The organism is Natrinema soli (assembly GCF_028618695.1).
Map to the genome: position 1 here is coordinate 29,779 of NZ_JAQIVI010000121.1, position 9,966 is coordinate 39,744.

Here is a 9,966-nt window from a genome sequence, read left to right on the forward strand (position 1 = left end):
GCTTTGTGGCCATGTCCGCGATCTCATGGGAAACGCCCTGAAATTCGCCGATGGGCTGGTCGAACTGTTCGCGTTCCTGAACGTACTCAAGGGCTTCCTCGAAGACCCACTTGGCCGTGATCCAGTTGACGGCCATACTCGTAATTCGGTTAACATTGTAGGTCTTGATCGTCCGTTTGAACGAATCGGAGCCGGTGACGAGTTCGTTCTTGACGGGAACGCGAGCATCGTCGAAGAACAACTGGCTCTGCGAGCCGCCGGCCATGTTGACGTCAGGATCAGTAACAGTGAGCCCGGGTGTGTCGCTGTCCACGAGCAGCGATCCGATATCGTTGCTCGACAATCGGACATAAGTGACAAATGCGTCGGCTCGATCCGCCTCGGAGACCCAGGCCTTCCGCCCATTCAGCACGTACTCGTCGCCGTCTCTCTCGGCGGTCGTGTCCATGTGGGTGACATCGCTGCCATGTTCGGGTTCGCTCATCGCGACGGCGATAAACGATTCGCCCTTACAGACTGGCGGGAGATACTCTTCTTTGAGTTCTTCGGTGCCGAATTTCGCGATGATCTGTACGTTTCCGACATTCGTCTCCCGAATGAGTGCTGCTGAGTCGGGACAAACTGCCCCGACTCCTTCCATGGCCATTAGTGCTTCCATCCATGAGGCATCGCCACCGCCGTATTCCTCAGGTAGTGTCATCCCGAGAAAGCCGTGATCGGCTAGGACTTTCCCGTTCTCCTCAGGATGCTCTCCTTCCCACGTGAACGCGTCCTCGTCGAAATGATCCTCGGCGAGATTACGTGCGGCCTGTCGGATAGCACGCTGTGTATCAGTCAGCTCAAACTGCATCGTGGTACTTATTCACAATACAGCCATATTAACCTTAGCGTGTTTTCAGCAACTGAGGCACAGATATCTCCAGGGAAAGGAGACAAAAACCTGTTCACTGTGCGAGAACATTGAAGTAGTAGTATGATGTTAGCTAGGAATATGAACGACGAAACTGATTCGAGCGGCATTGTGAAGTCGGGTGAGAGATTGCTGCGAATCATCGAATACCTGCGAGAAAACGACAGCATGGGTGTTACGGAGCTTGCAGACGAGATGGAGATGTCGAAAAGTGCTGTGCACAAGCACCTACAGACGCTGGTTGCGGACAATTACGTGAAAAACGAAGACGGACGGTATGAGATCGGATTTAAGTTCCTCACCATTGGCGGACAGATCCGCGATCAGGATCTGCTCTGTCAGTTTGCGCGGTCCGCCGTACGGAAGTTGGACAACCGAACGGAACAGAACACTGCGTTCGTCGTTCGAGAAGATGAGTACGGAATCTTTGCGTGTGTCAGTAGTGACCGGTACGGACTCCGGAGGACAGTACCACTCGGTAATCGATATCCGCTTCATCAGAATGCCTCGGGGAAAGCGATTCTAGCAACGTTGCCGGATGAGGAGGTCGAACAAATCATCGACGTAACCGGACTGCCGCAAAAGACGGAGAACACGATCATTGATAGAACGGACCTGTTTGACGAATTGGAGACGATCAACGAACGCGGCTACGCGACGAGCGAAGCGGAACGAATTGACGGCGTCCTCTCCGTCGCTGCTGCCGTCGAAGCGCCGAAATCCAACCGAGTGGGCGCGCTCACTCTAGCTGGCCCGAACAACGAACAGTTGAAACGAAAAGTCGACGAAGAGTACGCCGAGACCGTCATTGAGATGGCAAATGAACTCGAGCTACAGCTGATGTATCAACACTGAGTTCGTTCTCTCATGGCGAAAGGCGATCTATTACAAGAATATGTTTGTAATGATTGTCTACTGCCTCACTTACACAGAACTAAGCGTACTTGTCGGCCCGTCCTTGCCCGAAAAAGAGCCGGTCGGTGTTGGTCTGCTTCTCTGATCGTTCTCTCACTGATAACGATATCTACGGCATTGAGCGCCGACTCGCGACTTGCAGTATTGAATGGCTGGCGCGCTCCCACTCTCTTCTGTCTGATTGAGCACTTGGACATGATTCCGCCGATACAGGTGTGTTCAGATAAGTTGATTCCATGCGAATAATTTTAGCCACTCATCGACAGTTTCTGTCTTGGTAATACTAAACAGTTAAAGAAGAGGAGAGTTCTCACTTAATCTCTTGAAGGATACATTCTATATAGTTTCGATCTCCGTAACATCCGTATCTGAAATCGAAATCGTATGGAGAGAAATCGTTTTGGAATATTGTTTTTGTATTAATAAGAAGTACAGCACCATCGATGTTATGATTCTTGTGTAGTCCGGTGAAGAACACATGAGAAAAACGCTCGTTCTATCCGCTACGAGTTTTATATGGTGCAAATTATTTGTTCGAGATCAACTGCGGTGTACAGCCAATATCGCTTATTATCGAGTTGGATCATGGCCTCATTGATCGTAACGTGATTCGGACTTCGGCCATCGTTGGACTGTAGATCGGCTTTGTGAACCCAGTCATGAATGGTTAAGCGTACCTGCTTAACACTGAACTCTCAAAAATAAATACTGTATCCAAAAGTGAGTACCTACAAAATAGAAGCTGAATATCGGGCTTTATCAACAGTCGCGATATTACTTCTCGCTCCACAAAACCTAACTCGATCTTATCGATACGACAGAGAGGCTATCGTTCTAATTTGAACACCCAAATCGGGCTCCGTCATCGATTGATACAAGCCGTCACTCGTACTCGCCGGCCAGATTCCGCTGACCGCCTTCTTTCTGGCCCGCCGGTCCCACGCTGCAGCGACGTTCTCGGTGGTATAGGTCTTGCACTCGTCGTATCGGCCTTCTAGTCGGCACACCGATCACAGATCCGCCGGGTCACGTCGCGGCGCTCGAGATCGACCCGCAGGAACGACCCTCTGTAGTTGAACAATTTCCGGAGTAAAAAACCAACTCTGAACTGGGCATGTACCCGACCTTGAGGGCTTCCGCCGGGATCCGTTCGGCGGCATTACGAGCGCGATCGAGGACTCTCGAGCAGACGGTGAAGCCACGGCCAACGTCCTCATGCAAATCGTGTTCCGTCCGGAACCTCGAGACTGGGTCCACGGCATCAACGACGGGCCGAACGTGGATGATATCGCTCACAATCTCAATCAACCGTGTTTGAGAAGAAGCGACGACTCTTCACGAGAACGACGATCGAGCATCCGCCGTCCGATATCGAGAAGAAGGCCGCGAAGATCATCCGGGATCAGCACGGAGATCGGGCATGGAACGTCAATATCCGTCTCTTCGCCGTCTCCGAGGACGAAACGGTCGCACGTCGGCGGGTGAAGAAGGCCGCGACTCAATTCGAGAACTACTACGAGACAGCCACAGAGCAGAAGTTTGAGCCAGTCCCGTTGGAAGACAAGGACCTCCGCCAAGAGCTAGATCGACTCGTAAAGCGCGAGTGGGTAGACCGAGGAATCGTCAAATCCGAGTCCGAAGCCGCCGGGATCATCCACGTCCCGAACGTTGAGATCAACCAGCAGAACCTAGACTGGGCACTCTCGAAACCCGGCGAAGGGATCCCTCCAGGCACGGCCAGATTCGACTTTGAAGATGCCGGCGTGTCGATGGCGAGTAACAAAGAGAAGCAACTCGAAATGCTGGATTCGTCAGGCAAAGGGGATCCGTTCTGGTTCGGCTGGTGATCAAAGAACGGCATTGAAGCCGGGATCTACGAGCACACGCTGAACGCACACATGTTCGTCGGTGGCGGGACTCGAAAGGGGGAAATCCACGCTACTCACCAACTTCACGTCTCAGGCCATGGAGCGCGATTACGGCGGGCTCGTGATTACGCTCGGGAAGGACGACGATGATGAGGAGTTCATTGCCGAGTGGCCGGAGGATCGGCCAGAAGAGGATTTCGTCTTTATCGACACTGGTGATGGCTTCGAGGAGATGGTTCGGTTCAACCTGCTCGAGGTACCCGACGAGCTTGAGCCGGGATCAGTCGCTCACTCGAGTTACGTCGAGAGCTTGGCCGACGACATGTCCGCTGCGTTCGCCCAGACCGGCGGGTCCGATAACTACTGGGGAGCGCTTATGAGTCGCGTCACGCGGACGCTGATCCGGGGGATGACGCAATCGGGGAAGACATGCACTCCCGTCGATCTTGCTGCAGCATGCTCGTCTCAGGATAACCTCGAACAATTCGCCGACTGGATGAACGAAGAACAGTCCACTTCATCTGGGAGACGGCTGAACGGATCAAGGAGAAGGAAGACGCTGACCTCGAGCCGTTGGCTGGCCGCATGGATAACGTCGTTCACAATGCGACGCTCCGGACCATGCTCTCGACTCGAGAACCGACGATCCGGATTCAGGATATCGTCGATGATGGGAAGATAGCGGTCCTACGGTTGGATCCCTCGCTCGGGGAGACCGAGAAGAACTTCATCACGACGCCGCTCGTTCGGCGCTTCTACAACGCGAAGAAGATGAGCGAGAACGAAGATCCGTTCTTCTGCGTGTGGGACGAGTTCGACAAGGCGGTAACTCGAGAGTCCAACGTCGATGAAATGCTCTCTGAGGCTGGCGGCTATGGGCTCTGGTTCGTCCTTGCCTGTCAGGCACCGAGTTACCAGCTCCCCGAGAGCCTCACGAATGCCGTCGAGAGTCAGATTGAGACGTTCGTTAGCTTCGGAACCAGTGGACAGGACGCGAAGTATATCGCCGGCCAGCATACGATCGACGACTCGGACCTCTCGAATCTCTCGCGGTACTCCATGTACATGCGGACCCACGACGATAACGACGATTTTACCCATAGCTACCGTGTCAACACGTTCCCGCCCGTTCGCGAGGTACGGAGCGAAGTAGGCAACGCCAATCTCATGAGCGATACCGACGTGATCGACCTCAAGCGTCGGTCCGTAGAACGGTATGGGGAGATCCCGGAGACAGCAGAAGAGATCAAGGACGAATCCCATTTCTTCGGGACACCAAGTGGACAAGAAGCCGAGAGTACGACCCTCACGCCATGGCAACAATCTCGAGTGTGTAAGGCGATCTACGACGAAGCGCTCCGACAGGGAACCGACGATGGCTTTGTGTTCCTAAACGACGTTACGGAGCGCCTGGACGACTACCTGCACGATGTGGACGTCTCCACTCCATCGAAGGTTTCCTCGGCTCTGGACTACCTCTCTGCCCGTGAGATCGAACGAGAGGACCGTGGCGGGAAGCTATACGTTCGATGCACCGAGCAGGGGAAACAGGCTATCTTCTCCGGCGGGAACTCCCTCACTGACGACGATGAAAGCGTCCAGGAGAACAACGGCGGTGAAGGTCACAAGCAGCTGCTTCGAGACGCCTATGATCCGCTGATGGACACCGGGCTTCTGGTGGATATTCTCCAGCAAGACGGCTCAGACATGCCTGACGCGACGGCTAACCTAGACGATGCGCTGCAGTTAGACGACTCGGCATCTGCTCGAGAGATCGCCAATAGAGTCGATGAGTTTGAAGACGAAGAGCCTGTGCTTACCCAGCTGACCGACCTGAATAACGTCTCGATCGAAGCCGAGAAGGCCACTGGGAGCACCAAACAGGGCCAAACGATAAAGAATCTCGCCAGTGCCGTCAACGACGGAGAGCAATGCCTGTTCATCGCCCGCGAGTCGATCGCACCGAACGTATGGAAGGCGCTCGCTGAAGAGCCACTAGGTGCGCACGAGAACCACAAGCCGGACGGAGAGACGCGTTTCTACAACTTGCACCCATTGAGTATCGACGATGAGCAAATCTATCGTGACAGCGCTCGCGAAGACGTCTGGGTTCGCAACGAACGGACTGGCGAGTACATCCTTCGCGATAGCTCCGGCGAAGAGCACGCTTGCTTCCCAACGTGGAGAGCATCTTCACCGACGACCGGTACCCTTCGGTCGATCCTGGAGCGACCGAGAACCTTCGGACGGTCAAAACCCCGGTCATTCCCGAGCACATCTTCGACGACAGCGAGCTACCGGATTGCGGCGACAGCTGGCACATCCTTGTTGTGCCATCTGATGGCGACTCGCTCCAAGTCTACATTGACGGCATGACTATCCCACTTGAGAGTCTCGGCGCTAATGGGACGGGAAACGACGATCCGGAAGAGGACGAAGAAACCGGGACGCTTGACGGGTTGCTCGAACCACTCGACTAACGCTTCCGCTGTTCCAACTCCTTCTCGACTTCTTCACTGATGATCGTCCGGAGGTCATCACCGAGTCCGCGACGGACGACGTCTTTCAGAGTCTCGAGTTCGTCCTCAAGGCTACTCACATGGTTCTCGAGTCGCTCTATATCATCATACGTCGGGAACGAGCGCCAATGACTCGAGTCCAGGAACTCCTGCCCGAGCGAGGTAATGGAATAGACGTTCGCCGGGATCGTTCCTTCCCCGTCAGTTTCTCCGACGACCTCCACTAGCCCAAGATCAACGAGCGTCTGCATGTGGTAGCTCATACTCCCCGACGGGATCCCTGCTTCACGGCGGAGCTCCGTCGTCGAACGTTCGTCACTATCCGATCGACTCAGAGCCGTGAGCAGCGCTCCACGATCCTCAGTGATCTGCTCAGAAATCTCGTCGAATTTGCCCGAACTCTCGGAACTCATACATTGACCACACCCTATAGATAATGCCTATCTACTTAGTGGTTACCCCGATATTATCCAGCTCCCCCAGAAACGCCGACCAATAAGGAACCAATCAAACCACAGGGGCCTCAAGCCAGCCGGGCAAAAAATCATAGACGTATCAGTATCTAGAGCAATTCGGCGAGAGGGTTAGCCAAGCAGCAGAATCCGACACGAGTGGAACTAATCATGTCACGACCACAGCAGAGGAGGGCACCCAAATAGATCTCAATAGAGAGGGAGGACGAGATGACGTGACCAGGGGCACCCCAGCGGGCGCACAGAGTCAGAGGAAACTCGAGTGGGTTAGCAGTGGAACAGTCCACCAGAGATCGATGGCGAGGAAGACAGCCGGAATGAGAACGGAGGACAGTCCAGTAATGCAACCAGCGAGTTCAGAAAAGCCGACGACAGAAGAAAGGGCAACACGAAGCAGGGGACAGGCACCAAGAGCACCGAGAGCGCCGACAGCGCCGCCATCCAGGACAGCGAGAAACTGCGAACTCTTGAACTCGAGCAGCGGAGCTCCGGAGACCGTGTAACGATAGCGACAGCGCTAGGACAGCACAGCACAGGTCTCTCCCGACGAGAGTGAGAACAGTCGGCTCTGTTGGAATGTTCAACTGGTAACAGGTTGGCACCCTCAGCGATAAGTACAGGTGAACGAGTGAACCTGACGCTCAGTTCATATCCCCTCTGAACGACGGATCACTCCTGTGGTTTGCTGAGGTTGAGCATCTCACCTTCGCATTCTGTACACTCCATCGGCTGGTGGTCTGCCGTCATTCTGTGTCCACACTCCATACACTCGTATGTGTAGGGCGGTGATTTCTCGTATGTGTTCTCCCCACGCATATCTATAACTATACTCTCCGAAATAATGAGTTTTTCCATTATAATTATCAAATTATCCTCGGTATGATCTCCAAATTTCAACTTCTGTATTTGATAGAACTCACAGCGTTATGTTCGCATCTCTATGTAACAGCTGTTTCAGACAACATTACGTCTGAAGAATAGGATTTCGATAGGGCCGGACAGTCTTCTGCTGCCGAAATAGGCCGACAAAGACGCAAAGAGTCAGCGTGGGGGTGCCAGCCGGTGCTACCGTCATCTGGGGTGCCGACGTGAGCGACACAGGTCAATTTACCTCATCTTGATGCACTGCTGGGTGCCAACAGTACCACGCACGACTAGGGTGACGGTGTGACGGCAGTATCTGGGTGCCACCGTGACCGCACTAGTTGGGTGCCGACTCGAGCGCACCTCTGGGGTGCCACCTCGCGCGAGTTCAGCAACAGCGGTCCGCGCCACGTCGTGGGACTGTCCACGAGCGACATGACGCTGTGTGCGCCGGTCGACACGCGACAGGGGGACTGTCAGCCCTAGCGACTAGCGTATCACTGAACTCGAGCAGCAACAAGCGACTGTCAAGCGAGCTCCGATTCAGTGGGACTGTCACCACGTGCAGACCTCGACGGACACCAGAGACGCCCAAACGACTGAAAACAACGGATTTATTGAAACTCTCAAGTGATGATGGGTTGGCGCTCTTAGCAAGAAGTGCAGACACCTAACACAGCGGTATGTCAGATGGGGCATTTTATACTATAGTTCGTTATAGAATAGAGTATGGGGGTACAGCTATCGATTCGTAACGCAGAACCCGCTGATGCAGAGGAAATTCAAACAATTTCACGTGCTAGTTGGCACAAGGCATATGATGATATCCTTGGCGAGGAAACCGTGGATAACGTTATTGATGAATGGTACGAGATCGATGGCCTCCGTACTAGTATCGAGGAGACGATATTCTACGTTGGTGAACGTGACGGTGAACTCGTTGGTTTTGCAAATGCTGGGCAAAACCCTGTGTATGAGGAAGGAACATTCGAATTATTCCGCATATACGTGCTGCCCGAATACTGGAACCGGGGAATTGGAAGTCGCCTTCTTGAGTCAGTGATTGCTGATGTGAAGAGTGAGGAAGGGAACGAACTTCGCTTGTCTGTCCTTATGGAAAACGAGGCGGGTGTGGGATTTTACGAGTTGCACGACTTCGAACGGGTCGAGACAGAAAAAATCGAGTTCGATGGAGACACGTATGAGGAATACAGGTACGTTAAACCCCTCCGGTAAGTTCTAATCCTCTACGTGATAGATATTTTAGATAGAATCATACCTGAAGAATAATATTTCAACAGGACCAAATATGGAGTCTTCCTCGTGGGATCTCGAGTGGACTGTCATCCGGAGCGTTGCAGGCTGACTGTCCACCGATCGCCAGCAGCGGCGGCCACGGTGCTGGCCGTTCGCCACGGTCCAGTCCGTTCGGACCCAGTCAACGAGCAGAGAGAGCGCTACCCAAACAAGCAAAATGAAGGATTCTTCTTAAATTATTTACAGGCCACGTCCAATCTGGCTCTATGAATGACTAAACACAAACTTCCTCGAGCCCGGAACTCTGCGTTTCTTATAATTATCGTTGGTATTTTAGCTCTGTATCTATGGAGTTATCTCGGATGGCACCTACACAATACAATCTTGGCGGCAGGGCTCTTTCTTGACGTAATAGGTGCTATTATACTCGCTATTCCTGATGTTCCATTACTCCAGAAGTGTTTCTTTTCAGGCATGGTCCAGCGTGCTGTTGACCATCTAAAATTGGATCGAGGAACAGGATAGAATGTTCTTGTAGAACCGGGCACGGATGAGAAATTCATTGATTCTCTTTACGCTCATGTGAAGAACATTGTTGGTGGATCAGAGGACGGTTTGAACGATTTCTTCGAGTGCTTCTCCACCGGGTCTTCGGAGGATTCGCCGTCGAAGTTGAAACGCCCTGAGATACAGCGTCAGTTTGTCTTTTGAGACGCCTCGATGGGGCGAGAGCCACCGTCGCACCAGCGACGCGTGGCTCTCGCAGGTGTTGATGTGTGCATCTCCATCCGCGTACTCACCGTCTCCGTGAATGACCGCTTCGCGCTGGTATTTCTCGTCGTCCCCGAGCGGATCGTAGGCGCGAAATCCATCAGTGTAGATGGTCAGCGACTCCTCCTCGTGGTCGTCGAGGAGGAGTCGCACAGTCGATTCGTCGGCGGATTTCGCGGGTATAACGCACTGGTGGTCGCTGCCGCGATCAACGAGCGTGAACACCGGTGGTTTGTCTTCGGTGTAGCTTCCTCGTCCACGTGTCGAGAGACCACGCGAGCGCGACTCTTGGTCGCGCTCGCGGCCTTTCTTCCCCGCGGTAACGTAGATCTCGTCAATCTCAACCGGGCCAACGAGATTGAGAGAAGGCGCGTCGAGCGTTCTGGCGA

Annotated in this window: 9 protein-coding genes and 1 pseudogene; 6 read left to right on the plus strand and 4 right to left on the minus strand. The window is 53.6% G+C overall.

Annotated elements, in window-relative coordinates; translation table 11 throughout:
- Nucleotides 1–850: acyl-CoA dehydrogenase family protein (locus tag PGX04_RS08230; RefSeq protein WP_273738060.1), on the minus strand; the 850-nt coding region annotated here is incomplete at its 3' end.
- A gap of 141 nt (nucleotides 851–991) precedes the next feature.
- Between PGX04_RS08230 and PGX04_RS08235 the strand changes: the two genes are divergently transcribed.
- The 5 genes and pseudogenes from PGX04_RS08235 (at nucleotide 992) to PGX04_RS08250 (ending at nucleotide 6,069) form a co-directional block, all read left to right on the plus strand.
- Nucleotides 992–1,765: an IclR family transcriptional regulator gene (locus PGX04_RS08235; protein WP_273738061.1), complete on the plus strand. Its 774-nt coding sequence runs from the start codon at nucleotides 992–994 to the stop codon at nucleotides 1,763–1,765.
- A 1,230-nt stretch (nucleotides 1,766–2,995) separates the two neighbouring features.
- A pseudogene (locus tag PGX04_RS35020) lies at nucleotides 2,996–3,103 on the plus strand (hypothetical protein); the annotation flags it as partial.
- A gap of 32 nt (nucleotides 3,104–3,135) precedes the next feature.
- Nucleotides 3,136–3,672, plus strand: coding sequence for a DUF8128 domain-containing protein (locus PGX04_RS08240; protein WP_273738062.1), 537 nt, complete (start codon nucleotides 3,136–3,138; stop codon nucleotides 3,670–3,672).
- A gap of 61 nt (nucleotides 3,673–3,733) precedes the next feature.
- Entirely contained in the window at nucleotides 3,734–4,375 is a 642-nt protein-coding gene (locus PGX04_RS08245; RefSeq protein ID WP_273738063.1) for a hypothetical protein, read from the plus strand.
- The gene (locus tag PGX04_RS08250; RefSeq protein WP_273738064.1) at nucleotides 4,279–6,069 is read left to right on the plus strand and encodes a DEAD/DEAH box helicase family protein; all 1,791 of its coding nucleotides are present in this window, start codon (nucleotides 4,279–4,281) and stop codon (nucleotides 6,067–6,069) included. Before PGX04_RS08245 ends, PGX04_RS08250 begins: the two co-directional genes overlap by 97 nt.
- Nucleotides 6,070–6,169: 100 nt before the next feature.
- Here PGX04_RS08250 and PGX04_RS08255 read toward each other — a convergent pair whose 3' ends face one another.
- Together PGX04_RS08255 and PGX04_RS08260 are read right to left on the minus strand one after the other, a co-directional pair.
- Nucleotides 6,170–6,625 (minus strand): transcriptional regulator, encoded by a 456-nt coding sequence (locus tag PGX04_RS08255; protein WP_273738065.1) that lies wholly within the window; start codon nucleotides 6,623–6,625, stop codon nucleotides 6,170–6,172.
- Nucleotides 6,626–7,354: 729 nt separating this feature from the next.
- A complete protein-coding gene (locus PGX04_RS08260) occupies nucleotides 7,355–7,540 on the minus strand; it encodes a rubrerythrin-like domain-containing protein (RefSeq protein WP_273738066.1) in 186 nt (61 codons plus the stop codon).
- Nucleotides 7,541–8,278: 738 nt separating this feature from the next.
- Between PGX04_RS08260 and PGX04_RS08265 the strand changes: the two genes are divergently transcribed.
- The gene (locus PGX04_RS08265; RefSeq protein WP_273738067.1) at nucleotides 8,279–8,785 is read left to right on the plus strand and encodes a GNAT family N-acetyltransferase; all 507 of its coding nucleotides are present in this window, start codon (nucleotides 8,279–8,281) and stop codon (nucleotides 8,783–8,785) included.
- 624 nt (nucleotides 8,786–9,409) lie between these two features.
- Here the strand turns inward: PGX04_RS08265 and PGX04_RS08270 are convergent.
- The coding region (locus PGX04_RS08270) for an IS1595 family transposase (protein WP_273738068.1) at nucleotides 9,410–9,966 on the minus strand (557 nt) is incomplete at its 5' end.